This window comes from Lutibacter litoralis (assembly GCF_014646675.1).
Lineage (GTDB): Bacteria > Bacteroidota > Bacteroidia > Flavobacteriales > Flavobacteriaceae > Lutibacter > Lutibacter litoralis.
This window is the reverse complement of sequence record NZ_BMNS01000001.1, coordinates 354,981-380,993: the sequence shown is the minus strand read 5'-3', so window position 1 is coordinate 380,993 and position 26,013 is coordinate 354,981. Positions and strand designations below refer to the sequence as shown.

30 protein-coding genes are annotated in these 26,013 nt (G+C 30.9%); 16 read left to right on the top strand and 14 right to left on the bottom strand.

Translation table 11 applies throughout. From position 1 onward, the window contains the following. Window positions 1–593: 593 nt before the first annotated feature. Window positions 594–2,438: a recombinase family protein gene (locus IEW75_RS01675; RefSeq protein ID WP_134248304.1), complete on the top strand. Its 1,845-nt coding sequence runs from the start codon at window positions 594–596 to the stop codon at window positions 2,436–2,438. 86 nt (window positions 2,439–2,524) lie between these two features. Here IEW75_RS01675 and IEW75_RS01670 read toward each other — a convergent pair whose 3' ends face one another. Further along, window positions 2,525–2,749 (bottom strand): hypothetical protein, encoded by a 225-nt coding sequence (locus IEW75_RS01670; RefSeq protein ID WP_134248303.1) that lies wholly within the window; start codon window positions 2,747–2,749, stop codon window positions 2,525–2,527. A 198-nt stretch (window positions 2,750–2,947) separates the two neighbouring features. On the opposite strand from IEW75_RS01670, the gene IEW75_RS15995 reads away from it, so the two are divergent. Genes IEW75_RS15995 through IEW75_RS01650 form a run of 4 tightly spaced genes read left to right on the top strand, consistent with a single transcriptional unit; the run spans window position 2,948 to window position 4,598 of the window. Then, complete coding sequence (locus IEW75_RS15995) at window positions 2,948–3,142, top strand: helix-turn-helix domain-containing protein (RefSeq protein WP_134248302.1); 195 nt, start codon at window positions 2,948–2,950, stop codon at window positions 3,140–3,142. Then, the gene (locus tag IEW75_RS01660) at window positions 3,139–3,465 is read left to right on the top strand and encodes a helix-turn-helix domain-containing protein (protein ID WP_134248301.1); all 327 of its coding nucleotides are present in this window, start codon (window positions 3,139–3,141) and stop codon (window positions 3,463–3,465) included. Before IEW75_RS15995 ends, IEW75_RS01660 begins: the two co-directional genes overlap by 4 nt. Before the next feature lie 10 nt (window positions 3,466–3,475). Further along, window positions 3,476–3,892, top strand: coding sequence for a hypothetical protein (locus tag IEW75_RS01655; RefSeq protein WP_134248300.1), 417 nt, complete (start codon window positions 3,476–3,478; stop codon window positions 3,890–3,892). Then, window positions 3,879–4,598 (top strand): phage replication initiator YdaU family protein, encoded by a 720-nt coding sequence (locus IEW75_RS01650; protein ID WP_134248299.1) that lies wholly within the window; start codon window positions 3,879–3,881, stop codon window positions 4,596–4,598. Before IEW75_RS01655 ends, IEW75_RS01650 begins: the two co-directional genes overlap by 14 nt. On the opposite strand, the gene IEW75_RS01645 is transcribed toward IEW75_RS01650, so the two are convergent. The 3 genes from IEW75_RS01645 to IEW75_RS01635 form a co-directional block, all read right to left on the bottom strand. Continuing rightward, complete coding sequence (locus IEW75_RS01645) at window positions 4,599–4,934, bottom strand: tyrosine-type recombinase/integrase (RefSeq protein WP_229714380.1); 336 nt, start codon at window positions 4,932–4,934, stop codon at window positions 4,599–4,601. It abuts the gene before it with no gap. A 20-nt stretch (window positions 4,935–4,954) separates the two neighbouring features. Then, complete coding sequence (locus tag IEW75_RS01640; RefSeq protein WP_134248297.1) at window positions 4,955–5,842, bottom strand: phage integrase SAM-like domain-containing protein; 888 nt, start codon at window positions 5,840–5,842, stop codon at window positions 4,955–4,957. 265 nt (window positions 5,843–6,107) lie between these two features. Then, on the bottom strand, window positions 6,108–7,388 hold the full coding sequence (locus IEW75_RS01635; protein WP_134248296.1) for a DEAD/DEAH box helicase: 1,281 nt from the start codon (window positions 7,386–7,388) through the stop codon (window positions 6,108–6,110). A gap of 165 nt (window positions 7,389–7,553) precedes the next feature. Between IEW75_RS01635 and IEW75_RS01630 the strand changes: the two genes are divergently transcribed. Next, the gene (locus IEW75_RS01630; protein WP_134248295.1) at window positions 7,554–8,357 is read left to right on the top strand and encodes an HAD family hydrolase; all 804 of its coding nucleotides are present in this window, start codon (window positions 7,554–7,556) and stop codon (window positions 8,355–8,357) included. Here IEW75_RS01630 and IEW75_RS01625 read toward each other — a convergent pair whose 3' ends face one another. From IEW75_RS01625 to rpiB, 4 genes are read right to left on the bottom strand one after another with little or no spacing between them, the layout of a single operon-like run. After that, window positions 8,358–8,939: an NUDIX domain-containing protein gene (locus IEW75_RS01625; protein WP_134248294.1), complete on the bottom strand. Its 582-nt coding sequence runs from the start codon at window positions 8,937–8,939 to the stop codon at window positions 8,358–8,360. A 3-nt stretch (window positions 8,940–8,942) separates the two neighbouring features. Continuing rightward, window positions 8,943–9,386, bottom strand: coding sequence for a GNAT family N-acetyltransferase (locus tag IEW75_RS01620; protein WP_134248293.1), 444 nt, complete (start codon window positions 9,384–9,386; stop codon window positions 8,943–8,945). A 2-nt stretch (window positions 9,387–9,388) separates the two neighbouring features. Continuing rightward, window positions 9,389–10,297 (bottom strand): cation diffusion facilitator family transporter, encoded by a 909-nt coding sequence (locus tag IEW75_RS01615; protein ID WP_134248292.1) that lies wholly within the window; start codon window positions 10,295–10,297, stop codon window positions 9,389–9,391. A 16-nt stretch (window positions 10,298–10,313) separates the two neighbouring features. Beyond that, window positions 10,314–10,751, bottom strand: coding sequence for a ribose 5-phosphate isomerase B (rpiB, locus tag IEW75_RS01610; RefSeq protein WP_134248291.1), 438 nt, complete (start codon window positions 10,749–10,751; stop codon window positions 10,314–10,316). A 630-nt stretch (window positions 10,752–11,381) separates the two neighbouring features. Here rpiB and IEW75_RS01605 point away from each other — a divergent pair. After that, window positions 11,382–11,588, top strand: a complete 207-nt coding sequence (locus IEW75_RS01605) for a hypothetical protein (protein ID WP_134248290.1) — start codon at window positions 11,382–11,384, stop codon at window positions 11,586–11,588. A gap of 38 nt (window positions 11,589–11,626) precedes the next feature. Here IEW75_RS01605 and IEW75_RS01600 read toward each other — a convergent pair whose 3' ends face one another. Beyond that, complete coding sequence (locus IEW75_RS01600) at window positions 11,627–12,565, bottom strand: diacylglycerol/lipid kinase family protein (RefSeq protein WP_134248289.1); 939 nt, start codon at window positions 12,563–12,565, stop codon at window positions 11,627–11,629. A gap of 111 nt (window positions 12,566–12,676) precedes the next feature. On the opposite strand from IEW75_RS01600, the gene rnr reads away from it, so the two are divergent. The 6 genes from rnr (at window position 12,677) to IEW75_RS01565 (ending at window position 17,763) form a co-directional block, all read left to right on the top strand. Beyond that, the gene (rnr, locus tag IEW75_RS01595) at window positions 12,677–14,884 is read left to right on the top strand and encodes a ribonuclease R (protein ID WP_134248288.1); all 2,208 of its coding nucleotides are present in this window, start codon (window positions 12,677–12,679) and stop codon (window positions 14,882–14,884) included. A 64-nt stretch (window positions 14,885–14,948) separates the two neighbouring features. Then, window positions 14,949–15,623 carry a head GIN domain-containing protein gene (locus tag IEW75_RS01590; RefSeq protein WP_134248287.1) on the top strand — a complete coding sequence of 225 codons (675 nt, stop codon included), beginning with the start codon at window positions 14,949–14,951 and terminating at the stop codon, window positions 15,621–15,623. A 65-nt stretch (window positions 15,624–15,688) separates the two neighbouring features. After that, on the top strand, window positions 15,689–15,889 hold the full coding sequence (gene tatA / locus IEW75_RS01585; RefSeq protein ID WP_134248286.1) for a twin-arginine translocase TatA/TatE family subunit: 201 nt from the start codon (window positions 15,689–15,691) through the stop codon (window positions 15,887–15,889). A 496-nt stretch (window positions 15,890–16,385) separates the two neighbouring features. Next, window positions 16,386–16,910 (top strand): hypothetical protein, encoded by a 525-nt coding sequence (locus IEW75_RS01575; protein ID WP_134248285.1) that lies wholly within the window; start codon window positions 16,386–16,388, stop codon window positions 16,908–16,910. Between the two features lie 2 nt (window positions 16,911–16,912). After that, entirely contained in the window at window positions 16,913–17,323 is a 411-nt protein-coding gene (locus tag IEW75_RS01570) for a helix-turn-helix domain-containing protein (RefSeq protein WP_134248284.1), read from the top strand. 2 nt (window positions 17,324–17,325) lie between these two features. Beyond that, window positions 17,326–17,763: a hypothetical protein gene (locus tag IEW75_RS01565; RefSeq protein ID WP_134248283.1), complete on the top strand. Its 438-nt coding sequence runs from the start codon at window positions 17,326–17,328 to the stop codon at window positions 17,761–17,763. 1 nt (window position 17,764) lies between these two features. Here the strand turns inward: IEW75_RS01565 and IEW75_RS01560 are convergent, their stop codons facing one another. From IEW75_RS01560 to IEW75_RS01540, 5 genes are all read right to left on the bottom strand, one after another. Next, the gene (locus IEW75_RS01560; RefSeq protein WP_134248282.1) at window positions 17,765–18,670 is read right to left on the bottom strand and encodes a tyrosine-type recombinase/integrase; all 906 of its coding nucleotides are present in this window, start codon (window positions 18,668–18,670) and stop codon (window positions 17,765–17,767) included. Beyond that, on the bottom strand, window positions 18,663–19,601 hold the full coding sequence (locus tag IEW75_RS01555) for a tyrosine-type recombinase/integrase (RefSeq protein WP_134248281.1): 939 nt from the start codon (window positions 19,599–19,601) through the stop codon (window positions 18,663–18,665). The genes IEW75_RS01560 and IEW75_RS01555 overlap by 8 nt, the downstream gene beginning before the upstream one ends. A gap of 58 nt (window positions 19,602–19,659) precedes the next feature. Next, on the bottom strand, window positions 19,660–21,210 hold the full coding sequence (locus IEW75_RS01550) for an MTBMA_p00010-related P-loop-containing protein (protein ID WP_134248280.1): 1,551 nt from the start codon (window positions 21,208–21,210) through the stop codon (window positions 19,660–19,662). Beyond that, complete coding sequence (locus tag IEW75_RS01545; protein WP_134248279.1) at window positions 21,207–21,497, bottom strand: hypothetical protein; 291 nt, start codon at window positions 21,495–21,497, stop codon at window positions 21,207–21,209. The genes IEW75_RS01550 and IEW75_RS01545 overlap by 4 nt, the downstream gene beginning before the upstream one ends. 116 nt (window positions 21,498–21,613) lie before the next feature. Further along, window positions 21,614–22,270 carry a recombinase family protein gene (locus tag IEW75_RS01540; protein ID WP_134248278.1) on the bottom strand — a complete coding sequence of 219 codons (657 nt, stop codon included), beginning with the start codon at window positions 22,268–22,270 and terminating at the stop codon, window positions 21,614–21,616. A gap of 742 nt (window positions 22,271–23,012) precedes the next feature. Here IEW75_RS01540 and IEW75_RS01535 point away from each other — a divergent pair. The 3 genes from IEW75_RS01535 to IEW75_RS01525 all read left to right on the top strand — a co-directional run bounded on the left by IEW75_RS01535 (window position 23,013) and on the right by IEW75_RS01525 (window position 25,339). Continuing rightward, a complete protein-coding gene (locus IEW75_RS01535; protein WP_134248277.1) occupies window positions 23,013–23,897 on the top strand; it encodes a DNA cytosine methyltransferase in 885 nt (294 codons plus the stop codon). Window positions 23,898–24,669: 772 nt separating this feature from the next. Next, a complete protein-coding gene (locus IEW75_RS01530) occupies window positions 24,670–25,005 on the top strand; it encodes a hypothetical protein (RefSeq protein WP_158283792.1) in 336 nt (111 codons plus the stop codon). Beyond that, window positions 24,989–25,339, top strand: coding sequence for a 4-fold beta flower protein (locus IEW75_RS01525; RefSeq protein WP_134248275.1), 351 nt, complete (start codon window positions 24,989–24,991; stop codon window positions 25,337–25,339). The genes IEW75_RS01530 and IEW75_RS01525 overlap by 17 nt, the downstream gene beginning before the upstream one ends. The last annotated feature ends 674 nt before the right edge of the window (window positions 25,340–26,013 follow it).

Genomic DNA, 26,013 nt, shown 5'->3' with positions numbered 1-26,013 from the left:
GTTAAACAATGTTATTCTAGCTCAAAATGAACAGAGTTTACAATTTATTAATTATAAGTTAAAAAATTAGAAAAAAACAAGAGTTTTTAAAAAAAATTAGCTGCTTCAATTTAAACACTTCGTTTAAAGATAATTATCTAAAAGATGAATGTTAAGCACTTAAAATTAACATAATAAATGAACTAAAATTGATTTTAATAAAGTTTAAAGTTATTTTTATGCAAGTGGTTTTAGTTGCACGTTATTCGGCTAAAATATATATATTTGTGTAACTTATAGTTGATGTTTTTTTATTAAATAAAAAAGAAACTATATAAAATTGACAGATTCGATTTATGGGGATGTAGCTCATCTGGCTAGAGCGCTTGACTGGCAGTCATGAAAGGACTTCGTTCTCTATTCTTCAAACCATCTAACAATCAATTACTTACGGAATTAAATCACACTAAAATATTTTGGTGGTGGGGTATGGTGGTGCAGTTTTTTTTTAGATTCGCTACATTTTATTTCACCACCAATGAACATCTATCACACCATACTGCAAATGAGCTTGCACATCTAAAATAGGTGGCGTATATTTATAAAAAAATATTATGCCTAAATATGCTTTTTACGTTAGAGTCAGTACTGAAAAAACTCAAGATTACAAGAGGCAAATTGAAGATTTAAAAACTGTTGCTAAATATCATGGGCTCAAAGATGAAGAAATTGAAAATGTAGACATCTACAAAGAGAAGAAATCTGGTTATAAAGATGACAGAGAAGAATTATTCAAATTGATTAGCAAAATTGAAAGTGATAATTCTTATTATAAATGCATTTACATTACTGAAATAAGTAGACTAGGAAGAAGCCCTCGTAAAGTCAGAGAAGTACTTAACGTATTTGAAGATTCTAAAGTAAATTTGTTTATTCAAAAAGGGGGTATTTGGCTACTTGAGCCAGATGGAACTCTCAACACATTAGGAAAAATTGTTGTAGACATAATGATTAATCTTGCTGATGAAGAAGTTAGAACTTTAAAACAGAGAAGCAAAAGTGGTATTTTATCTGGAATTAAAGCTGGTAAGGTCGGTGGTGGTAAATTCAAACCATACGGATTTAAAGTTGGGAAAAACAAAATGTTAGAAATTGATTATGATGAAGCTCAGTACGTTCAATTAATTTTCGACTTATACAAATCTGGGAAAGGAACAAAAGTAATTGCCAACACACTTAATAATCATAAGGATGGTATTAAAACCAGAGCTCACAAATCATTTGGCAGTGATGTATTGAACAAACATACTGGCAAGTTAGGAAGCGAAGTTATATGGAGTGATAAAACAGTTAATGACATCTTGTTAAACCCTATTTACAAAGGTAAAAGACGATATTGGGGTGGTAAAGAAAATAGAAAAAAGGGGAAAGAACCATTGCTGATAGACCTAAAACTACCAGACACAATTATTGTACCTGAACTCTGGGATGAGTGCATGGAAGTCAGAAAAACAAAATCTCATAGGAATTACCTTACCGAGTATACTTACTTGCTTAAAGACAAAATAGTTTGTGGAATATGTGGTCGAAACTATTTCGCTAAATATAAACCTACATCAAACGGTGACAAAGTATACATCTGTTCAAGTCGTTTAAAAAGGAACGGGAACTGCGGGAATGTTGGTGTAAATATTAGCCTCCTTGAATCTGCTATTTTTAACGAAATAATTGATAGTGATTCAATCCTAAAATACATAAACAACAAAGATGAAATAAAAAAGCGATTGGAAAATGAATTGGACTCGCTTCAGGAAATTATAAAAACAACAAAACGATATATTACAGAGCTTGACTTGAATATTGATGGTGCTTTAAAGCTTCAAATTAAAGCTGAAGGAAAGGGTCAAACAAACAAAGTTCAAAGATTAGAAGAAGAACTAGATATACTTTATAATGAGCTTAACAACTCTAAAAAAAGACTTTCTAAAGCAAAAAATAAACTAATTCTCACCAAGGAAGCTCTTTTAACGAGGTCTAATCTTGAAACAACAAGTAAACTTCTTAAAAGCTATAAAAAAGATAGAGTAAAATTGCGAATGGTTTATCTTCAAATAATTGAAAAAGTAATTATTAATGTTATTGATAACAACGTAGTATTGGCTAATGTCTACATTTCAATTGATGGAATTGTTCTTCCACAAAGTCTCAAACTATTTATTGATATTTCTGGTATGAGAAAAAGGACTAAAATTTATAGATACTTACCAATAGTTGATATGAGTAACCCGTTGAATTATAATGACCAAAATCAATTAAAAACACCTATTGAAGATATTAAAAGAGATTTAGCGATTCTTGAGGAAAATAATGGGCTATTGGATGTAGAATATATATACATTCCCGATACAAACATTTTAACTATCCCTATTAAAAAATCATCACCAATTGATAAAAATTAAAGGACTAACTTTAAATGTTTTTAACCATTTTTATGGTCTATTTAGCATAATGTCGATTATAGCACTTTTTGAAATTGATTTTTTTGTTAAATCATAATAACATCCTCCAGAGTATATTGGTCATTTATTATAAGCTCTGGATTGTCAACAATACAAAGCCTTTTATTTTCTCTCTCAGCTTTCTCCAGGAGAGGGAAAAAATCCGCCCCCAGGTGCATTGATAGGGTGTATAATGTTTGATTATATTCTCTGTCTTTTTTAGAGATATATTTTTTTTCAACACAATACAGAAATAATTCAACTCCTTTCATAGTATAAAAATACATTATTGTTAATAACGTTTCAATTAATTATCATAATAAATCTAATAATTAATTTTAAATTTGCTCCAGAGATGTAATTCTCAACTACAAAATCAAAAGAGCCAGACCTGGTTCAATCTACAAAATAAAATAGTTACAAAAAATAAGGGCTAACGGCTCTATTCTTTAATTTTATTTCATTAGACAATGGAAATTTCAAAAAACACAATTACAGCTGAGGAGGCTGCAAAAATCTTAAACTGTTCACGTGGGACAATAGACCGCATGCAAATCCTAGGTCGAATAAAAGCTGTTCCAACAATTTTCCCAAGATGGTATTTTAATAAAAAAGAAATCCTGGATTTTAAAAAGAATATGAACTCTAAAAAAATTCTAAAATGAGACAAATAAATGCATTTGGATTCAGTCAGGAGGAGTTTATTTCGCTTATTGAATCCTCAGTAAAAAAAGCATTAAAGAACCAACAAAGCTCTCCAGATAAAGCAGAGTGGTTTGATTTAGATGAGTTGTGTCAGTATTTACCAGACAGACCAGCAAAATCAACTCTTTACTTGAAATTATCTCAAGGGAAAATCCCAGGACATAAAAAAGGAAAAAAATGGTTTTTTTATAAAAATGATATTGATGAGTGGCTTAAGGATGGGAGATTAAAAACTGTTTTAGAAATAGAGGAGGAGTCTGAACAACATTTGTCAAAAATATAAATGTTGTAAGATGAGAAAATCTAAAAACTACAATTCGAATAAATTCTCTAGGCTTAAAGAATATGTTCATGGGGCTCCATATATTGATGTATTGGAGCAGCCAAAAATTTGTAAATCTTTCGGATTGCCTTATTCAGCTAAAGTTTTTAGAGATGAATATCGTAATAGGATTTATGAGTTTTTTAAAAATGAAACCACAACAGCAGCAACAGCTTCAAAAATGACCAAAATCCCTCATAAATATATTTGTGAGATAAAATCATATCTGGAGAGTAATGGCCTGTTAAAAGTTGTTACAATTGACAGATGCCCTACAACTGGGAGCTCTAATGTTCAATTTATTTCAACCAATAAAGATGTTTGGAGTGAATTTGATTTACTGCAAAAAACTAACCAATTTAATTTATTTGAGGATGTCCAAAAATAGAAATTCAGTAATTTTTTTAAAGGACTGGGCTTTATTGGTACAAAGCCTATCTCCAGAAAACCAGCTTTATTTTTGGGGTTTATTTGTAAATTATGATTACGATGATGAGCAAATTTGCAAAAATGATTTTGTTTTGCCTATTTGGAATTTTATAAGAAAACAGCTCGACAATATGCATGAAAAATATGAAACTTCATTTGTTCAGAGAAATAGAGTTAATGGAGCAAAAGGAGGGAGACCAAAAAAAAACACTAAAACCCAAGTAAACCCAAAAAACCCAGTGGGTAATTTAGAAACCCAAAAAACCCTTAATAAGAATGTAAATGAAAATTTAAATAATAATATAAATGAAAATTTAAATAAAAACAAAGGGGTTTTATTTCCTTTTGAATCTGAAATTTTTAAAACTCAATGGCAACTCTGGAAAGTTTATAAATCAAAAGAATTTGGTTTTAAATACAAATCTGAAATTTCAGAAAATGGAGCTCTGGCAAAATTAGAAAAAATCTCTGGAGGAGATGAGAAAACAGCAGTTGAGATAATTCAGCAATCAATAAACGAGGGCTGGAAAGGTTTTTTTGAGTTATCAAAACCAACTAAGAACCCAGGAGCTGGAGGAGCTGCAAAATTAACAGCAGCACAAGCTTTTAAAAATCAGTTTGAAAATCAAAACAATTCTAAAACAGATGAGTTTATAAATATTTAATTAAAACTCCATTAATTTATCAGCAAACTCCTTTTTAGTTTCATCTTCAAATCCAGCAAAATAGCCCTTTGTAACATTAAGGTCACTATGATTAAGAGCCTCACTAATAAACTCCATTGAGGCTCCTTTTCGGATTGAATTGGTTGCAAATGAATGCCTCGCCCAATAGTAAGAAATTTCTCCAGGGAGGTTATTTAATTCCGCTAATTTTTTAATATGTTGGTTTACATATCGATTGAAGTTTTTATATTTTTTGTAATTGACTCCAGCTGCTGCTTTTTTTGACATTACAGGGAAAATATAATTATCCTGGTCATTGGTTCCATATTTCTCAATAATACTCTTTGCAAAGTCATTTAAATGAACCTCATTTTGGTTTTCTGCCTGGTTTTTGCAAAAGTTTTCGCTCTGTAATATGAAAATTTTCCATTGTTTAAATCCTCATACTTTAGGAGACAAATATCTTTTAAATTTATTCCACTGCATGCATAACTAAAGAACCAGAAATCTTTTGCTTTCTCCTGTTCAATGGTTTGAGGCTTAGAGTCGAAAAATACTTTTAACTGCTGCTTATTGAGTGCTTTTTTTACAGTTTTAGACTCTGGAATCTGGTATTTTCTTTTTCCAAAAGGGTAAATTTCGTTGCTTATTTCCTTATTATGAATAGCTATATTAAAAACAGTTCTGAGCATCCTGGTAAAAATACCAACAGTTGTAATGCTTTTACCATTCAACAGCATAAAATCCTCATATTTTTGAAGCCATTCTGGAGTTATTGCAGAAAATGAGAGTTTTGTTAATTCAGTATTTCTTTTATCATTCGCAAAGGCTTTCAATGATTTCAAAGTGTATTTGTAACTTTCTGAGGTTCCTATTTTATTATTTTGGATGTTTTCTTTAATGATTTTTTCAAAGTGATAAAATACATTGATTGAGTCCGTTGATTTTCTGAAATAGTTTTTTTCAAATTGCTCAAAGCTAAAAGGCTCAATTTTTGCAGCTTCATCAAGTGCTCTGGATTCGTACTTTTTTAATTGAATTTGTAAGTCTCTTTTTTTTCCTCTAAAACTTTTGTTTTGCCCCTCAATCCAAATCTCCTGGAAATCCTTTATACTTAAATCAGTTCCTAAACTGTAAATTTTTCTATCTCTTAAAGTTTTGGAATACAGTCTTAATTTAACAGGATATAAGCCATTTTCTTTCTCTCTCCTGGTGTCTAATTTTATTGAAATAGTGAACTCCATAATTATAGTTTAAATACAAAAATAATCATTTGCCCCCAATTTGCCCCCAAAATATCAAATTAATATCATAACAACGATAAATAACAATTAATACAAAACCCTTTACAGTATTGATTTTATAAGATGTTAAAAGAAATTCAACAATAAGCAAATAGTATTAATACGTGACTGGCAGTCAAGAGGTAGTGGGTTCGACTCCCATCTTCTCCACAAAAGTTAAAAGAGGTTGTTTTAAAATTTTAAAACAACCTCTTTTAAATAAAACCTATCCTCTTTTTCTAGGATAATATTTCTTTCGTTTTGGTTTGCTCATATTTTCTCCTTCTTTTGGTTTATGTTCTGCTCTACGTTTTGATTTTTTACGTTGATTTTTAGAAGGTTTTGGAGCTAAAGGAACTTCTTCATTTTCATCTAAAGGAAATGGATGCTCTTCAACTAAAGGAATTTGTTGATTTATTAATTTCTGAATATCTTTTAAATATGCTTTTTCTTCTTGATTACAAAAAGACAATGCAATTCCACTTGCTTTTGCACGACCCGTTCTACCAATTCTATGAACATAGGTTTCTGGAATATTAGGCAAATCGTAATTAATTACCAAGCTTAATTCTTCAACATCAATACCTCTTGCGGCAATATCTGTTGCAATTAAAATATTTAATTCTCCTTTTTTAAAGTTTCCTAAAGCTCTTTGACGAGCTCCTTGAGATTTATTTCCGTGGATGGCTGCTGATTTTATATGTGCTTTTGTTAACAAACGAACAATTTTATCAGCTCCGTGTTTTGTTCTAGAAAATACCAAAATTGATGCTTCTGGATTTTCTTCAATTAAATGAATTAATAATTTTGTTTTATTAGGTTTACTAACAAAATAAACAGCTTGTTCTACTTTTTCTGCAGTGGCTTGTTTTGGTTTAATAGTTATTCTTTCATGTTCTTTTAAAATAGTACTAGAAAGTTCAGCAATTGCTGGAGGCATTGTTGCTGAGAAAAAAAGTGATTGTCTTTTAAAAGGTAATTTTGCAATAATTTTTTTAATATCGTGAATAAAACCCATATCCAACATTTGGTCTGCTTCGTCTAATACAAAATATTTAATGTCTTGTAAACTAATAAAACCCTGTGAAATTAAATCTAACAATCTACCCGGAGTTGCCACTAAAATATCGGTTCCTCTTCTTAAAGCATCAGTTTGTCCGCCTTGCTTTACACCACCAAAAATAACTACATTTTTTAATCCTGTGTATTTTCCATAACTGGTAATACTCTCGTTAATTTGTATGGCTAATTCTCTAGTTGGAGTTACTATTAACGATTTTATTTTTCGTTTTCCTTTTGAATCTCCTTTACTGTTATATAAATGCTGTAAAATTGGTATTGTAAAAGCAGCTGTTTTACCAGTACCTGTTTGTGCACAGCCTAATAAATCTTTTCTATTTATTAATATTGGAATTGCTTGTTCCTGAATTGGTGTTGGATGTGTATAACCTTCTTCTTGGAGCGCTTTTAAAATTGGCTCTATAATGTTTAAATCTTTAAATATCATTTGTTTTTTATAAGTTGGCAAAGGTACACTATTAGATTTAATATAAATTTTTAGTTAAAAATCAGCTAAATATAGTAATTCTATCGATTTCGTTAATTATTTAAATATCAGTATTATTACATAGCTAAAATACTTAAGTTTGCCGATATTTTTATAAAAACACCCATGAGTTACCAATTAATTTGTACAGATATAGATGGTACATTGTTAAATAAGGATAGAGCACTATCTAAAACTACTATAGAACAGGTACAACGTGTTTCTAATATTCCGTTTGTGTTAATTTCATCGCGTATGCCAAATGGAATGCGCCATTTACAAAGAGAATTTAAAAATGAAAAAACACCTTTAGTTGCTTATAATGGTGGATTAATTTTAAATAATAATGAAGTTTTACATTCTACATATATTAAAAATAGTGTATTGGCAGAAATAATTAACCAATGCACACATACTTCTATACATTTAAGTTTGTTTCATGCAGATGAGTGGTATGTTCCAGCAATGGATTATTGGGCAAAAAGAGAAGAAAATAATACCAAAGTAACTCCTGTTGTAAAATCTAATATTGAAGTTTTAAATGCTTGGAATAATGAAGAAAAGGGTGCACATAAAATAATGTGTATGGGCGATGAAACTGAAATTGATATATTGTATAAATCATTAGAAAAAAAATTTTCTAATGAAATACTATTGTATCGTTCTAAGGAAACTTATATTGAAATTTCACATAAAGATATTTCTAAAAAAACTGCTATTGATGTTCTTTTAAAACATTGCTATCCAACACTTTCTATGAATAATGTAGTTGCTTTTGGTGATAATTACAACGATATTGAAATGTTAAAAGCTGTGGGTTTAGGTGTTGCTGTAGGAAACGCGAATTACGAAGTTTTAAAAGTTGCGGATGCTGTAACTGATACTAATAAAAATGATGGCGTTGCAAAAGCAATTAAAGAGTATTTTTAGTTAAACCAACTTATTAATCTTAGCATATTGTAATAAAATTACTGTTTTAGCATCACAAATTTTACCTGTTGAAATTAGTTCTAAACTTTCTTCAAAATTAAATTCTATCACTTCAATTTCTTCTGTTTCTTTTTCTAAACCACCACCTTCAGAAATTTTCATAGCATCGGAATACTCTGCAATAAAATAATGTATTTTCTCTGTTACTGCTCCTGGAGTTGAGTAGATTTCAAATACTTTTTTAGGATTGTTAATTTTATATCCTGTTTCTTCTTCGGCTTCATTTTTAATACAAGTTATTGGATCTTGTGCATCTAATAAACCTGCACAAACTTCTAACATCATTCCATCATCGTTTCCATTTAAATAACTAGGCATTCTAAATTGTTTAGTAAGAATTACCGTTTTTTTTAATGGATTGTATAATAAAACACAAGCGCCATCTCCTCTATCATAACATTCTCTATTTTGATTTTGCCAAGAACCATTTTTAGTCTTAAAATCAAAATTTACTTTATCTAATTTATAATGATCGTTCGCTAAGTTTTTAACGTTATTTATTTTAATTTTCGGATTGTTCATTAATTAATTTTTAAGCATTGCAATATGCGGAATTCCATCTTCTAAATAATCATCTCCTGTTTGAATAAAACCTAGAGAATTGTAAAACTTTTTTAAATAAGTTTGCGCTGAAATTTTTATAGTAGTTTCATTAAAATACGTTGAAATTGCTTCAATAGATGCTTCCATAATGGAATATCCGTACTTAAATTTCCGTTCCTTTTCTGCAACTACTACCCTACCAATGCTGGCTTCATTAAAATAATCACCTGGTTTAAAAACTCTAGTATATGCAATAATTTTATTGTTTTTAAAACCTAAAACATGGATAGCCTTTTGATCTTTATAATCTATATCTTGGTATACACAATCTTGCTCAACAACAAAAACCTCACTTCGTAATTGTAAAATTTGATACAGTTCTTCTTTTGTTAATTCAGCAAAGGTTTTAACTTGAATTTGAAGCATAATTAATCTTGATTTATTAAATCTTTTTTATCATCTCTAATAAATTCTGGTTGAAAATTACAGTGATTGATTTGAAATTTTTCGAGGAGCTTTTTTTCTATTTTTTCACAAATAACATCAAATTCAGAGAGTTTTATATCTTCTGTAAATTCTATATGTGCTTCTAAATGACTACCTGCATCATTTAATTGCCAAATATGAACATGATGAATATTTTTAATTCCTTTAACTTTTAAAACTTCATTTGCAACATCATCAATTTTAATATGTTCTGGTGCAAAAAGCATTAATATTCTAATCGATTTTAATAATATTTCCCAACTTATATAAATTAAATAAATAGAAATAAGTAACGTTAACAGTGCGTCTATCCAATAAATTTGATAGTACTTCATTAATAAACCTCCAATAAAAACGGCTACAGATGTTAGCATATCAACTAATAAATGTAAATAAGCCGATTTCATATTCATATTATGTGTAGCATCTTTTTTAAGTAAAACAACACTAAAACCGTTTACTAAAATTCCTAAAAGTGCTAACCAAATAACTAAATTAGATTTAATTTCTACGGTATCAGTAAAACGTATAATTGCTTCATATCCTAAAAATAAACCTACAATAATTAACGAAGTTGCATTAATAAATGCTGCAATAATTTCTGCACGTTTATAACCAAAAGTATATTTCTTTGTACGTTTCTTTTTATTCGCAAGTAAATTAGCTGCATAACTGATAATTAAAGAAATAACATCTGAAAAATTATGAACTGCATCCGAAATTAAAGCTAAACTTCCTGAAATAAATCCACCTATTAATTGCGCAACTGTAATAATAATATTTAATACAATTGAAATTAATAAATTTTTACCCGTTATTTTTGGATGATGATGACTACGGTTATGACCCATTTTTATTACAAATTATTTAACAATTTTTAGTTGGTATTTTAGCTACTCTATTTTGATGTCTTCCTCCTTCAAAAGGAGTGTTTAAAAATATTTCTACAAAACTTAACGCTTGCTGTAAAGAGACAAAACGAGCAGGAATACTTAGTATATTTGAATTATTATGTAAACGTGTAAGTTCAACTAATTCGTTATTCCAACATAGTGCAGCACGGATTCCTTGGTGTTTATTAGCTGTCATTTGTGCTCCATTTCCGCTTCCACATAAAATAATTCCAAAAGTGGCTTCTCCACTTTCTACTGCATTCGCTACTGGATGAATAGCATCTGGATAATCCATACTATTTTCTGAATCGGTTCCAAAGTTTAAAACTTTTATACCTTTACTTTCTAAAAATTTAATAATTTCGAATTTATAAGCTGTTCCAGCGTGATCGTTACCAATTGCAATTACCATAATTAATATTTTTGTTAATAAGTTAGATTGCAAAAGTACAAATTCACGCTTATTAACAGTAAAAAAAGTAATTGTTAATAGTATTTTTTAAAAGATTGATTTACAACTGTTTTAAATTTTACTAACAATGTGAATAAGTTTATACTTAAAAAAGAAAACTTTTTTTTGATATATAAATTAAAAAAGCTAATGCTAAAATTTACTTTTCTTAACCAAATTTATTTATTGATTTTTAATATTGAGTTATGAACATTTATTAATCTGTTATAAACATTTTTTTAGTAAAATGTTATTCAACAAACTGGTTAATTAACAATATTAACACACTGTTGATAACCTATATAATTTAATTGATTTTTAAGCTATTAAAAATATATAACTTGTTAGTTATTTTTAATAAGTGATATTTCAAAATTATAATTCAATTAGTTATTGCACATATTAACAGACTATAATAACAAACAATTTTTTTTAAAATTCTTAAAATTATTTTTTATAATATATATATATGTTGATAACATTATTTAATAATCAATTTATAATTTACCTAAATAAAGTTTAATTGAATTAAATAGTTTTTGGAATTTAAATAAGAGTGGATTTTAAACAGTTTAAAACAATTTATTTTAAATGTATAATTATAACTTAATAGAAAGTTTTAAAACGTTGGTTGGTAAAGTAACCGTTTCTATACTATCTTCTGAAGCAAACGAACTATTAATACTTTTTAAAGTGAAGAAAATTCCTATAAAAAATATAAGTAGAAATAAGATAATTATTTTATATAATCGTTTCATTAATATGATGTTCTATATTAATAAAGACGAAATAAATTAGGTTTTGTTACAAAAAAATTAAGAAAATTTTAACTTTTGTTATTTAGGTACAATAAAAGAGAGTGCTTTTGGAAGTAAGTTTACTATAAAATCTCCAGATCCAATCAATTCTCCATCCGCTTGAATAAATGTTTCTTGATTATCTAAAACTTTAATTTTTAGGTGATTACTTTTATAATTTTTAACAATTTTATGTTCTATAATTTTACCATTAAATAATCCTGGAATATTAGCAATAATTTGAAATAAGGTAATATTTTTTACAAATGTAATATCAAAAAGTCCATTTGTAGGATTCGGATTTTTTGTTAATTGCATTCCACCAGCACAATATTTACAAATTCCAACAAATAATAACAGCGTCTTACTTTTTAAAACTTTAGAATTAAAAGTAATTTCGAGCAATGGTTTTTTATAACTAAATAAACTTACCAAAGCACCCGATAAATAAGCTAAAGAACCTAAATTTTTAAATTTATGAACTTTATTAACAACAAAACCATCAAACCCAATGCCTGCTAAATTATTAAAGTAAAAAACTTTATTTTTAGGTATTAATGTAATTTTTCCAATATCTTGCTTTTTGGTATGCTCTGCTTTTATTATTTTAATAGCTTCTTTGTAATTTTTAGAAATAGTATACGTTTTAACCCAATCGTTTCCGGTTCCAATTGGTATAATTCCTATTTTTATTTCAGATAGGTTATTGAGTGAAGTAGAAATATTTTCAGTATTTACACTTAAAATACCGTTTACAATTGCGTGTAAAGTACCATCGCCACCAATACAAATAAATTTTTTAAAACCTTTATTAATAGCATTTTGTACCAAATTTTCGGCGTGATATTTATGAGTAGTTATAGTAAATTCAAAATTAAATTGTTGTTGTTTTAATTCATTAAAAATTAAAGGCCATTTCTTTCTAGAAGCTCCGTTTCCTGAAGTAGGATTTACAATAACAAACCATTTTTTGTTCATTTAAAATATTTTAAAAAAGTACCAAAATACAAATTGTTATTTATATAACTTATTATTAACTTAGTAGAACTCTAATTATTTGTACTTTTGGTATCAATTAAATAAAAATAAATGTCGAACAGAAAATCGAATTACAAAAAGAAAGGAAATATTATTAAGGATTTAACAAGAAAAATATTACAACTTTTAAATAAGGATGGAAATTCTTTAAATTATAAACAAATTGCAGCAAAATTAGATATTACTGATGCTAATGGACGTAATCAAATAATTCAAAAGTTAGAAGAATTAAAGGGACAACAAAAAGTTGAGGAAATTGAGAGAGGAAAATTTAAAGTTGTTCCAAAAGATAAATACTACACAGGAATATTAGACGCGACCACAAATGGAAATGCTTATTTTATTTGCGATGAATTAGAGCACGATATTTACATACCAGCGCGTAATTTAAACAGAGCTTTAGATAAAGATACCGTTAAAATTTACTTATACAACCGTAGAAATAATAAAAAAGAAGAAGGAGATGTTGTTGAGATTATAAAACGTGCAAAAACCGAATTTGTTGGTGTACTACAATTAAACAAAAACTTTGGTTTTTTAGTTGCTGATGATCCAAAAATGTATGCTGATTTATTTATTCCAAAAAACAAATTAAAAGGCGCTGAAGATGGTGTAAAAGTATTAGCAAAATTGACAGATTGGCCTGGAAATTCTAAAAATCCATTTGGAGAAGTTTTAGAAATTTTAGGAATGCCAGGAGATCACGAAACAGAAATTCATTCTATATTATTAGAATACGGTTTACCTTATAAATTTCCAGAAAATGTAGAAGCTGAAGCAGGTAAAATTTCTTTTGAAATTACCGATGAAGAAATTGCAAAACGTAGAGATATGCGAAAAGATTTAACCTTTACCATAGATCCAAAAGATGCAAAAGATTTTGATGATGCTTTGTCTTTTGAAGAATTAGAAAATGGAAATTATGAAATAGGAATTCATATTGCAGATGTTTCACATTATGTGCAAGAAAATACTATTTTAGAAAAGGAAGCATACCACAGAGCAACCTCGGTTTATTTAGTAGACAGAGTAGTACCAATGTTACCAGAAGTGTTATCAAATGGAGTATGTTCTTTACGTCCAAATGAAGAAAAATTAACATTTTCTGCTGTTTTTGAAATGAATGAAAAAGGTCATGTGTTGAAAGAATGGTTTGGTAGAACTATAACTTATTCTGATAAACGTTTTAGCTATGAAGAAGCGCAAGAAATTATTGAAACAAAAGAGAATAAAGTTTCAGCAGATATATCAATTTCAGGTGAAAGTTATAAAGTAGCACCAGAAATTGTAACTGCTATTTTAAAGTTAGACAAACTTGCAAAAATAATGCGTAAAAAGCGTCTACAGAAAGGTGCAATTACTTTTGATAGAGTAGAGGTTAAATTTAATTTAAATGAAAAAGCAGAACCTATAGGCGTATTTTTTAAAGAATCTAAAGATGCTAACAAACTAATTGAAGAATTTATGTTGTTAGCAAACCGAAAAGTGGCTGAATTTATTGGAACAAAAAAAGGTGTTCCAAGTAAAAATACGTTTATTTATAGAATTCATGATGAACCCAATGAAGATAAATTAATGTCGCTTCAAACTATTGTAAGTAAGTTTGGTTATAAAAATAAAATTGACTTAAAAAATAAGAAAACAACTTCTTCTTCATTAAACCAATTATTGCAAGATGTACATGGTAAAGGTGAAGCAAATCTTATTGAAACGCTAGCCGTACGTTCTATGAGTAAAGCTGTTTATACAACAGATAATATTGGACATTATGGTTTAGCATTTGATTATTACAGTCATTTTACATCACCAATTCGTCGTTATCCAGATGTAATGACACATAGGTTGTTACAACATTACTTAGAAGGTGGAAAATCTCCAAAAGCAGAACCTTATGAAGAGAAATGTAAACATTCATCTGAACAAGAATACCTAGCTTCAAAAGCGGAACGAGATTCTATAAAATATATGCAGGTGAAATATATGGAAGATCATAAAGATCAAGAGTTTGAAGGTGTAATTTCTGGTGTAACCGAATGGGGAATTTATGTTGAAATTATTGAAAATAAATGTGAGGGAATGGTGCGAATTCGTGAAATAAAAGACGATTATTATTTATACGATGAAAAACAATATGCTTTAGTTGGGCAATCAACCAAAAATTTATACCAACTTGGAGACCACGTTTTAATAAAAGTAAAACATACCGATTTAGAACGAAAACATTTAGATTTTACATTATTAGATAAGATTGAGAAATAATTAACTTAAAAGGCACAATTATTGTTTTAATAAAAAGTTATAATTAAAAAAACAATAACATACCATGAAAAAATTATTAGTATTAATTGTGTTAATTACCACAGTTGGTTTTGCACAAGAAAAAATTACAACAAAATTAGGCGATTTTCATACCGTAAAAGTCTATAACGGTTTAACGGTTGAATTGCAACAAAGTGAAACTTCAAAAATTGAAATAACAGGTTCGCAATCTAAAGATGTTTCCATAAAAAATGCAAATGGTGTACTTAAAATTCGTTTGCATTTTCCAGATAGTTTTACTGCTGAGGATGTGAAAATTGTATTGTATTATAATAAAAATATTGACGTTTTAGACGCTAATGAAGGTGGTACAATTTTTTCTGATGCTACGATAAAACAGCAACATATAGTAGTTAAAGTACAAGAAGGAGCTAAAATTTATTTAGCAGTTGATACAAAACATTTAACGGTAAAATCAGTTTCTGGTGGTATTATAGAATTAACTGGAGTTACAGAAAATCAGAATATTGAAGCAACAACAGGAGGTATCTACAACGCATTTGAATTGCAAAGTAAACAAACCATAGTTACTTCAGCTTCCGGAGCAAATGTAGAAGTTAAAACCAGCGAAATTTTAGATGCTAAAGTGCGTTTTGGTGGTAATATTTACTATAAAGGAACTCCCGAAGTACTTAAAACTAAAAAAGTTATTGGCGGTGTAATTAAAGATAAAAACTAAAACTAAATTATAATAAAGTTGGGTTTTGAATTAATTACTATATTTGTAACTCAAAATTTAAAATTATGAATGCATTAAATATATTTTTAGGAATGGTTGGACCTTGGCAAATTGCAGTAATTGTTGTTTTAGTGTTATTATTGTTTGGAGGAAAGAAAATACCAGAATTAATGAAAGGCTTAGGTGGTGGAATTAAGGAATTTAAAAAAGCTACTCAAGAAGAAGATGGAGAAGAAGATAAAAAGAAAGTAGAAGACAAAAAGTAGTTTATATATTTTAGAATATAAAAAAAACCTGTACAATTTGTACAGGTTTTATGTTTTATAGCTTTTTGTATATTAAATTTTTACTGCAGTTCCAGAAGCGGTGACCATCAACATTCCTCCGTTTTTACCAACAGTTTCATAATCCAAATGAGTACTACACTGCTAAGAAAAAAGAGCTATATCATTATTTCTATTTTATTACCTAGCTTTCAATTTCAAGCAATTATTTTAAAGAACGTAATGCTAAATCAAATTTAGATATAATTAGTTTTTAATCCTAGTTAAATAGGATAAGAAAACAGATAAAATTAATGAATTCAATTGTAACGAAATTACGGGTTTACCACAATAATTAACATTGTAAAATATTGTTGATAAGTCCAAAATATTTTTTAGATAAAGTTTAATGTGAAGTTGTATTTTTGATGTCGTTGAATATTTCAATAAAACATCTTTTCACTTAAAAGTGAAAATAAATTTGCAATTTAACTTATAAGTGAATACCTTTGCACATATAAAACCAATAGCTCAATACAAAAAAGTTAGCTATTATTCTGTTAGTATTGACGATGGAGACACCTCACTATTTGAGGATTTTGTTAAAAATCATACAACAGAGAATAAAAACAAATTAGACCATATTTTAAATTGGTTAAAAGAAATAGGAAATAATTATGGTGCACGAACAGATTATTTTAGACCAGAAGGAGAAACAGCAGATACTTCAGCGCTGCCTCCACAAGGAATCAGCAGAAAACCTCAATACACTGAATACGGAAAGAAAAAAGCAAATAGTCTAAGGTTATACTGCTTAAGAGCAAATGAAAGCGTAGTATTTTTATTTAATGGTGATATTAAGACCGATAGAAAAGCACAAAATTGCCCAAATGTCAAACCACATTTTAAATTAGCAAATAAACTAACCAAAGCCATTAATACCGCTTTTATTGAAGGCGATATAAATTGGAATGATAATTGGACTGAAATAAGTTATAACGAAGATTTAATAATCTATTTTTAAATATGAAATTCCCAAAAGAAAATATAATTGATAACTGGCTAAATGATAATGGCGACCCTAAAATTTCTCGATTAGTTAAGAGGAATCTAGCTATTGCAAATAGAGTATCCTACATTCTTAAGGAAAAGAATATCACAAGAACCGCTTTTGCAGAGATGCTTGGAAAGAGGCCTTCTGAGATAACAAAATGGCTATCAGGAACGCATAATCTAACGATGAAAAGCATTGACAAGATGGAAACTGTTCTTGGTGAAAATATACTAAACGTTGTTCCAAATATTCAACCAATTCCAGAAAAGAAATATGTTTATCTTGGTGTGATAAAAGGCAATCTTAATGATGCTATAAATGATTACCAAGAGTCTAATGTTAGCACTGGTTGTCCTGAAGGTGAATATGACAACGCAATGTAGTCATGAAAGATTCTAAGATAATACCTGAAAACATTAATCTCTTTCACATCAATATACTTGAAAGCGATATCACTGATTCTAAAAAACTTGACAAGATAGACTTTCACTTAAACGTTGCTCATAGTATATCACATAACTTAGAAGATGAACGGGTAAAGATTGGACTGGTTATCAACATTGGTAGTAAAAGTTCTAGTAATGAATTTAAGGCTCTTTTTAATATTGATTTTCATTATAAGGTCAAAGATTTGAGTCACTTCTACGAATTAAAAGAGGATAGTGAATTAGTTTTTTCTGGAATATTCATTTCCACATTAATAGGGATAAGTTTTTCAACTGCAAGAGGAATTATTTATCAACGATTAGCTGCAACTAACATGAATAACATAATTCTTCCAGTGGTATCACCAAGCAAAATACTATTTGCTAAAAAGAACTAGATTACCGCATCAAGTGATACACATCTGCAGCTGAGCGAAGCGCATCAGGGTTCGACTTTTTATAACTTTCAGTGGAGGTGATATGCTTATGACCAGCCATAATCTGCACTTTTCTTAAATCGTATTGTTGCAACCAAATGGTGATGACCGAAGCACGGATTTGCTTAAGGTTGGTGACTTTGTAGTTTAGTGCTCTAAGCTTTCTACCTAGTGGGTTTATGATACAAGATAAGCGATTGGAATTCACCATGAATAAGCTCTCTGAATAGCAGTTTATCTTGTTTTGAAGTTCTGCTCTGTGATGGCTGATATAGCTGCTTAAATGGGCTAATTGGTACTCATTTAACGCTAAAACTCTAGTGTTGGTTCTGTTAGTACCAGGGATTCGAATTTTACGTTTATCAAGGTCCACATGGTCCACGTTCAGGCTTTTAAGCGCACTGGAATTTAAACCTTGAAATACACATAGACCCGTTATGACCTTGTCCCGAATTGCCACCGATGGACAGCTCGGATGTTGGATATCAAGTGTAGGAAAGCATATGTATAAATTTCTTAGCTCAGATTTGGTTAATAGGTTATGATTAAAATCTTTATCAGTTAAGTAATCAAAATCCTCAATAGGGTTTAGGTTTCTAATATCTTCAAAAACTAGGTATGTAAAATATAGCTTGATAGCACCTATATAATTTCGGATGGTAACACCACGATAGGGCGTACCTTTTTTGGTGGTTACAGCTTTTAGGGTATTGAAATATTCGGTGCATTGTCGGTAAGTCATTTGTTCAGGGTCATAATCCTTTTGTGAGCACCAGATAAGAAACTTACCAACTGAACCTAGATAAGTATCTATGGTATCAGCTGTATAGCAATTGATAGTTAGATATGCCTCGAAACTATCAAGCATCTAGTTGCTCGATTATATGCACATAGATTTGTGTGGATTCTAAGGACTTATGACCTAGGAATTCTTTTACTTTTTCAATAGGCATACCATTTTGTAATAGATGCGTAGCAACGCTATGACGTAAATTATGTGGTGATATCTTTTTTTCGATGATAGCTTCATTTTCACTAGCTTTTACAATAGCGCTTAGCCTATTTGCAAAGCTCATACCTTTAAGGCTACCACCATTTTTATTTATAAACAAAGATTCGGATTGGTCAGCTAAATAGAACTGTGGTCTAGCGTTTTCTAAATACTCTTTTAGTATCTGAAGATTAAAATCGTTTACGGAAACATAGGGTATTTCACGTCTTTTATTTCTAGAGCCATTACGAATATAGAGTTGTCTTTTATCAAAATCCACATCCGATATGTTGAGTCCAACCGCTTCATTTCTTCTAAGACCACAAGAATACAATACTACTAAGATGGCTTTATCACGCAATCTAAAACGCTGTGAAACATGTGAATACTCACAAGCATCAAATAGGTCCAGTGTTTCCTTTTGGGTTAGGATATCTTTTACATCGATGGTATTGGGCTTTTCATTTTTAAGATGCACACCAAAGTTTATTTTAGCACCGTTGTTTTTTAGATAGCTCAAGAACTGATGTAATGCATTTTGATGCTTATTCAGTGACGAATTACTTAGTGCACCACCACGAGTTAGATTTTTACGAGTAGATAGGTATTTATAATAGGCTGTAACTAGTTTGGTAGTCACCCCAGCTAAGTTTTCATGACCTTTTGCTTCCAGATAATGTAGGAACTCTCTTATATGGTTGGGGTTGTTGTAAACAGCTTTAGGGTTGTAATTTCTGATGCGAAGGTCACTGGTAAAATCGATTAGAATCGCATTGAATGACTTGCTATGTAGTTGTAAACTTTTCATATTGCTTGCTTTTAAATTGTTATTAGTGGCGAACCACAGTTATTATTCTTACTTACAGTTATTTAGGTTCGCCATTACCACTGTGGCGAACCGATGGCGGGGTGGCGTACTCTAAACATAGGTTTAATGCCTTCTCAATGGTCGCTTCCAAATCCTTAAACTCGTTTACATCCAACAGCTTATACTCAAAAGATTCGGTTCTATTGCCACCAACCTTTTCGATATAACCTTCTGCTAACAACACTTTATGATGCCGTCTGAGTGTTGTTTCACTTATTCCAAATTCACGTCTAATCTCCGTATTCGAATAGGTCTGACTGTTGTTTTCAGCTAGATAACCACTAAGGCTTTCAAAGTAAGTTCTAGCAGCACCATTAAGCCTATCGGATTTACGCAAGAGCACTTCTTTAATCAGTGTATTAGCCATCTTGATATCTTCCAATGTGGTTTCAATATATACTTCACCAGTAGTTTCATCACATCGTTCTTCACGCTGGTGCTGGTGGTAAAAAGTAACCACTTCTATCAGCTGTAAATAATGTAGATTGGTTCGTCTAGGCTTAAATACTGTATTTGGAAGTTTTAGATGTTCCGCATACGGATTGATGACCTTGATGGGTTTTAACAGTCGCTGGACGTTGCGTAATAACTTAGCAGATACATCCTGATAATCCCCATCTACTTTACCAGCATATAGCATACGTTGATACGCCATAATACGCTCATCTTGCTCTGAACTCTCATCGATATACAACAAGAAGGACCGATTGGCATTGTCCTGATACATACCTTCTTGAGTGGTGCATCCAGCTACACAGACTGGACCCTCCACAACTAGATTATTGGTTCTACCACGACCACCGATGCTTTTTTGAACTACAGATTTAGAGATACGTTTCTTTGTCTGCAATTCCCGAAGTGGTAACAAACCATCTTCAGCACCATCCATATCTTCAATCAGGACCAATTTGTTTTTAAGGTCATAGCGATTGAAATAGTAGAAAGCATTGGCAGATAGCTGGGTAATTTCTACTTTATCTTCACTAGGTATTAGTTCTGATACATTGGACTGCAAATGCGTTTTACCTACACCCGAAGAACCGAATGATATGCAGTGTAATGGATTGGTAGTTTTACGTGAAGTGAATATCAAATACATCAGTAATCGATTGTTCTCTTCACCAATAATACCACTAGCGCCAATACGGTTGTTGGTCCGCTCCAATAAGTTCTCAGCACATAAAAAATCCTTAGCTTCTATAAATTCTTCTTTAGGTAGCTGATACTCGATTGCTACTTGCTCATCGCTTTGTGATGGCTGAGTCAACCTATGTTGTTCTAGTTCATCGGTAAGTTTAATGAATGCTTTACGGACCATGGTATCACTGATTTCCAATTGATAGGAGACCTGAAGAAGGAATTTCTCCACCTGAGTATGATTAAACAGATTCAGGCTATGACGAACATTTACATGGCTGTCTGCTTTGTTTATTTTTAACGTTACTCTTAAACTATCTAGCTTTTCATCGTTTAATCCGCCAGGGACTTGAATCTGGATATCATCGTATTCAAATACGAAATTGTTTTTATCATCTGTATTTAATTTCATAGGCTTTTACTTTTAATTTTTTTACTTCTTTTTATTTTTAGCGAGTGATTATATGCCTCAGCTCTAAGATAGAGGCGCATTTTGCCAGCACTTTTAACATGTGGATTATCTACTTCTATATAGTGTAACTTTTCAATGTCTTTAGGTTTTAAACAATACTTACTTTTCAGTGTTGCTCTGGTTACTGTTAAATTTTTAACCTTGATTCTGCTTAGTAAATTCAATGCTTCTTTATATTGCCGATTACTTGCTAACCGCATTACTTCTTTTGCTATTTGTGATGCCATATATTTCAATTTTTAAATTCATATTTATTTTACGTTAAGGCATAGGTATTCCATCTCAGGTCTAGCCTAAATTTTTTATTTGTGGTTATGTAATTGGTTATTGTACTGTGATTATGCTATGCTGCTTCTTTTTCTACTACCAATTTATTTTTAATCAATCCTCTTATTTTTGCTACTGTTCCTAGTGAAACTCCATATAATTTAACGCATTCTCTAACGCTAAATCCTTTTTTTAATCCACCGATTACTTTTGGATATTTTGAAAGAAATGTACTTGTAGCCTCACTAGTTCCTTTGTATCTTCCACAATGCACACCGCTTAATTTGGCTTGTTGCATTCCGCTACGAATCCTTTCGATAGTGGTTCTTCTTTCGTTCTTAGCGAACAACGACAACATATGCACCATCATTTCTGTTTGCATGTTCATTTCACCTTCATCATTCAGCGTTTCGCTTTTTAGGTCATGCAAATAGATGCTAACACCATAACTATGTAGTTCATCGACAAGTTTCAAAGTTTCCAGCGTTGACCGACCCAAACGAGATACTTCCGTTACCAACACTTTCTCGAACTTACCCGCTTTAGCCTCACTTAACAAGGTTTGAACACCCAAACGCTCCATATTGGATTTAGCTCCACTAATCTTTTCGGTAATGACACTTACCACTTCATATCTAAAATGGTCCGCTACTTTCTGCATATCCACCACCTGACGTTGATAGTCTTGTTCCTGAGTACTGGTTCTTCCAAAAATTGCTACTTGTGTCATCATCCTAATTTTTTAATGTTAATCTTATATTTTCCGTTATAATAAAAGGTCCACCCGATTTTCTAACTACTTTGTTGGTCTATCGCCCTGATTAAGGGGCCTACAGCCGTTATGGGGAATGCTTTACCTTTTTCCATAACACTTTTCAAGGATACAAGGAATATTATTCCCGTGCCAGCTTTTTAGAACTTATTTTTTAATTAAAGCCCCGTCATTGCTGGGTTCGTTGTTAATTTGGTCAGCGGACAATTAAAAACAGCACTATTTTTAGTATCAGCATCACAAACCTTGAATTTAGCGCATAAAAAAGCCACTCCTAAGTGCTAGGTAATGGCTACAGTATGCTTGGTGAAAATCTTTCACCTATGTAAATTCAAAAAAAATTAATTTAATAAAAAACAACTGCTATCTAATCAGGATAACAGACAATTACTCTTTCAATTAATTAATGCAAATATACGGAAAATAATCGAGACTACCAAATAAAAAGTGAAAAAATATTGCAAAACACTTGCAAATATAGAATAATATTTGTATAAACTTCGCTAAAATCAACGATATAAATGTTAAACATCTTATTTATAGGTAATTAAGAATTCTAAATATTAAACAATATTTGCGTTTTTAGTATTTTAACCTCACAGCTTTATCCGATTTCCACTAGATTAAGGCTGTTTTTTGGCTAAAATCACTAGCTCCTTGTGTTTTTTAGGTGAGTCACACCTATTTATCTCTAAACGGATAAATGAACCAAAACAAAGGACTAAACGTGTTATCATTATTTGATGGAATATCAATAGCACAATTAGCATTACAACAATTAAACATTCCCATCGCAAACTATTACGCATCTGAAATAGATAACAACGCTATTAAAGTAACTCAGCATCATTTCCCAAGTAGCACCCAACTTGGGTGTATCAAACAAGTTGATGGCGCATCGTTACCACCAATAGATTTATTGGTTGCGGGTTCGCCTTGTGTGGATTTAACATCACTCAGAAAAGACCGAAAAGGATTAGATGGTGAAAAATCAGGATTATTTTTTGAAGCACTGCGCCTATTGAATGAAGTAGCACCAACGTACTTTCTATTTGAAAATGTTGGTTCGATGTCTAGGACCGACAAGAACCGACTAGATGAACTACTAGGAGTTAAAGGAATAGCCATCAACTCCAATCTAGTGAGCGCACAGAATCGTCATCGTATCTACTGGATCAACATACCGATAACAATTCCAACCGATACGCATATTGTACTAGATGATATCATCACCGATGGATATGTGGACCGTGTGAAATCCAATTGTGTACTTACTAAAAATGTACCACATACTAAAAAAGGACTGATACGATACCTAACCAAATCACTAGGTAACGTGGTCTATTACGATAAAGCATTTGCAAAGTTGCATAAGAAAGACAAGCTAACGAGTATTGAAAATATGGATGCTATTACAGCTAAATCCTTATTTAGATTGTTTAGCGTAACGGAACTAGAGCGACTTCAAACACTTCCAGATGGTTATACCAGTCTACTGAAGAAAACACCAGCAGCTCATGCAATTGGTAACGGATTCACTTTGGAATCTATAAAGCACATCCTATCTGGAGCAGAATTCAATTTATAAGTTGTTAGAAATATGTCGTTAGGAGTATTTTGATGCTAGGCTTCCATATCCGTAGGGCTCCAGCACCCTCTGGTTATGACGATAAAAATCAATATCAAATTATTTTACACAAAAATCTAAGTAAGGGGTCGGACCTCCCTATGTGTGTAACCACTCTATTATCAGGTAATTACATTCTCACAGATGGCCTCCAAAGAAACTCCCTTATATACATAATATGACATTAGTCGATTTTTTTGGCATTCGGTTATATATATAATAGAGAGCAATTGATAAGCAAAAATAAGTATCACGACAAATGTCACTTAAAATTATTTAGAAAAATTTGAGCTAAACTATTGACTTTGAGGACAAATGACGTATGATTAATAAATAACAGCAAGCTCCCTTGTATTAAGGTCTTGCGCCCTATAGTAAACAAAACAAGAATATGAAACTAAAAAATTGGTATACAACAAAAGAGTTCAGCAGTGTATGTAACATATCGGTAAGAACACTTGAAAGAAGAAGAGATAAGCTATTATTAGAGAATCCAGCGTTAGATTGGTTCAAAATGAAATCCAAACCATACAAGTACAGCTTTAAGATGATGGAACAGTTTGTAAGTACTGAACTGTTCGAACTAATCCAAAGAAACCGAAGCCTATCCAATACCATTGAGTGCATGCATCGTAACGATACACTAGAACAACACTTATCATTTTTAAACTGGGATTACTTTGTTACAGTTACCTATCAGGAGCCAAAATCTAAGATGGAGTGCATGACGCTCATGAACGAGCTATATTGTGAATTAGAATCTAGTTCCACAAGTGGTAACACTCGTATGTTCTATACTACTGAAACTTTTTCAATTAGCAAAGGCAACCACAACCACCTAGTACTAAAATCAGGCTTGAAGCTATATCAGGTTAAAGAACTTTTACAAGCATTAGAACCTATTGGTATTATAGATGTTCAGCGTTTTGATTATGAATATGCAGCCATATTCTATATCTGTAAAGAGATGGACAAGAACTTGAATGGTTTGTATTGGGGCGTATTGGGAAATAACCTAGAATCAGATGGTATCAACATTAAAAAGATAAAAGATGCAAGCAATTTATAACAAACAAGGTTTCACCGTTGGGTGGCTCTCAGGTAAAGACCTATATACAACCAATGGCTATTTCATAGGTTATCTAATCGGTAATGCGGTGTACAATCACAAATCTCAATACTGTGGTACACTAAAGCAAAGCTTTTTTAGAGATTACAATGGAAATGTGGTGGGTTTTCTAAAAGGAGCTAAAGGTGGACCATCACTGCCATCACTTAAATCATTACCAAATAAGCCAATCAAGAAATCAAGAGCATCGACCAAAGTAGCACCGCCAGCACCATCTGCTAAACCATCAAAACCGAGTTGGTCAAAACTGAATTGGGAAGTATTTATGAAATAGGTCCAGTACAGATGGTTGGCGAGTAGTTATTTTATTCACCTTTTGTTTAAGTAGTTCCAAGTGTTTTTTAAACCTGAGATTGGTTAGTTCGTGGTTGTATTCGCATATAGCATCGTCACAAGTAGCCAATTTCAATTGTAACTCACAGTACTCAATTTCAGTATCAATATTTTCAATGTTCATCTACAATAAATATCTGAATCACCACAAGAAAGCCAACCAATTTTTAAGCGATTTAAGCAGCCCTAAATCTGAAGCATCACGTAATATCGCTATCCAATGAAATGACCAGAGAACGCACCCTGAGAGGTTTAAATGCGGCTTATGGGTGCAATATTCCAATACATGTTAAAAATAAGGTAACTTCCAGATTACCAGGTTTTTATTTCCAATAAAATTACCTATCCTTGTAGTAAATAATTACAATTATGGCAATAGATAATAAAGATTACAAATGGAGACCAAACGATAATAGTTCTAGCACTCGGTTAAAATATGACCTAGAAGCTGAACACTGGACCCGTGCTTTTAAATCTGCTCAGATAAAACAACAATCCGTATCAATTGGTGAAAGCCTATCGGCTATTGGCATCGTGCTAAACCTCATAGCATCATTGGTGCTTTTGGTTGTGTTTGGTCTGGTGAATTTATATAAGTGGCTTAGGTCGTGAGTA

Excerpts from the sequence above, each read along its gene's own strand:
- IEW75_RS01675 (WP_134248304.1), top strand. The coding sequence starts at position 594 with ATGCCTAAATATGCTTTTTACGTTAGAGTCAGTACTGAAAAAACTCAA.
- IEW75_RS01670 (WP_134248303.1), bottom strand. The coding sequence starts at position 2,749 with ATGAAAGGAGTTGAATTATTTCTGTATTGTGTTGAAAAAAAATATATC.
- IEW75_RS15995 (WP_134248302.1), top strand. The coding sequence starts at position 2,948 with ATGGAAATTTCAAAAAACACAATTACAGCTGAGGAGGCTGCAAAAATC.
- IEW75_RS01660 (WP_134248301.1), top strand. The coding sequence starts at position 3,139 with ATGAGACAAATAAATGCATTTGGATTCAGTCAGGAGGAGTTTATTTCG.
- IEW75_RS01655 (WP_134248300.1), top strand. The coding sequence starts at position 3,476 with ATGAGAAAATCTAAAAACTACAATTCGAATAAATTCTCTAGGCTTAAA.
- IEW75_RS01650 (WP_134248299.1), top strand. The coding sequence starts at position 3,879 with ATGTCCAAAAATAGAAATTCAGTAATTTTTTTAAAGGACTGGGCTTTA.
- IEW75_RS01640 (WP_134248297.1), bottom strand. The coding sequence starts at position 5,842 with ATGGAGTTCACTATTTCAATAAAATTAGACACCAGGAGAGAGAAAGAA.
- IEW75_RS01635 (WP_134248296.1), bottom strand. The coding sequence starts at position 7,388 with ATGATATTTAAAGATTTAAACATTATAGAGCCAATTTTAAAAGCGCTC.
- IEW75_RS01630 (WP_134248295.1), top strand. The coding sequence starts at position 7,554 with ATGAGTTACCAATTAATTTGTACAGATATAGATGGTACATTGTTAAAT.
- IEW75_RS01625 (WP_134248294.1), bottom strand. The coding sequence starts at position 8,939 with ATGAACAATCCGAAAATTAAAATAAATAACGTTAAAAACTTAGCGAAC.
- IEW75_RS01620 (WP_134248293.1), bottom strand. The coding sequence starts at position 9,386 with ATGCTTCAAATTCAAGTTAAAACCTTTGCTGAATTAACAAAAGAAGAA.
- IEW75_RS01615 (WP_134248292.1), bottom strand. The coding sequence starts at position 10,297 with ATGGGTCATAACCGTAGTCATCATCATCCAAAAATAACGGGTAAAAAT.
- rpiB (WP_134248291.1), bottom strand. The coding sequence starts at position 10,751 with ATGGTAATTGCAATTGGTAACGATCACGCTGGAACAGCTTATAAATTC.
- IEW75_RS01605 (WP_134248290.1), top strand. The coding sequence starts at position 11,382 with ATGTATAATTATAACTTAATAGAAAGTTTTAAAACGTTGGTTGGTAAA.
- IEW75_RS01600 (WP_134248289.1), bottom strand. The coding sequence starts at position 12,565 with ATGAACAAAAAATGGTTTGTTATTGTAAATCCTACTTCAGGAAACGGA.
- rnr (WP_134248288.1), top strand. The coding sequence starts at position 12,677 with ATGTCGAACAGAAAATCGAATTACAAAAAGAAAGGAAATATTATTAAG.
- IEW75_RS01590 (WP_134248287.1), top strand. The coding sequence starts at position 14,949 with ATGAAAAAATTATTAGTATTAATTGTGTTAATTACCACAGTTGGTTTT.
- tatA (WP_134248286.1), top strand. The coding sequence starts at position 15,689 with ATGAATGCATTAAATATATTTTTAGGAATGGTTGGACCTTGGCAAATT.
- IEW75_RS01570 (WP_134248284.1), top strand. The coding sequence starts at position 16,913 with ATGAAATTCCCAAAAGAAAATATAATTGATAACTGGCTAAATGATAAT.
- IEW75_RS01565 (WP_134248283.1), top strand. The coding sequence starts at position 17,326 with ATGAAAGATTCTAAGATAATACCTGAAAACATTAATCTCTTTCACATC.
- IEW75_RS01560 (WP_134248282.1), bottom strand. The coding sequence starts at position 18,670 with ATGCTTGATAGTTTCGAGGCATATCTAACTATCAATTGCTATACAGCT.
- IEW75_RS01555 (WP_134248281.1), bottom strand. The coding sequence starts at position 19,601 with ATGAAAAGTTTACAACTACATAGCAAGTCATTCAATGCGATTCTAATC.
- IEW75_RS01550 (WP_134248280.1), bottom strand. The coding sequence starts at position 21,210 with ATGAAATTAAATACAGATGATAAAAACAATTTCGTATTTGAATACGAT.
- IEW75_RS01545 (WP_134248279.1), bottom strand. The coding sequence starts at position 21,497 with ATGGCATCACAAATAGCAAAAGAAGTAATGCGGTTAGCAAGTAATCGG.
- IEW75_RS01540 (WP_134248278.1), bottom strand. The coding sequence starts at position 22,270 with ATGATGACACAAGTAGCAATTTTTGGAAGAACCAGTACTCAGGAACAA.
- IEW75_RS01535 (WP_134248277.1), top strand. The coding sequence starts at position 23,013 with ATGAACCAAAACAAAGGACTAAACGTGTTATCATTATTTGATGGAATA.
- IEW75_RS01530 (WP_158283792.1), top strand. The coding sequence starts at position 24,670 with ATGAACGAGCTATATTGTGAATTAGAATCTAGTTCCACAAGTGGTAAC.
- IEW75_RS01525 (WP_134248275.1), top strand. The coding sequence starts at position 24,989 with ATGCAAGCAATTTATAACAAACAAGGTTTCACCGTTGGGTGGCTCTCA.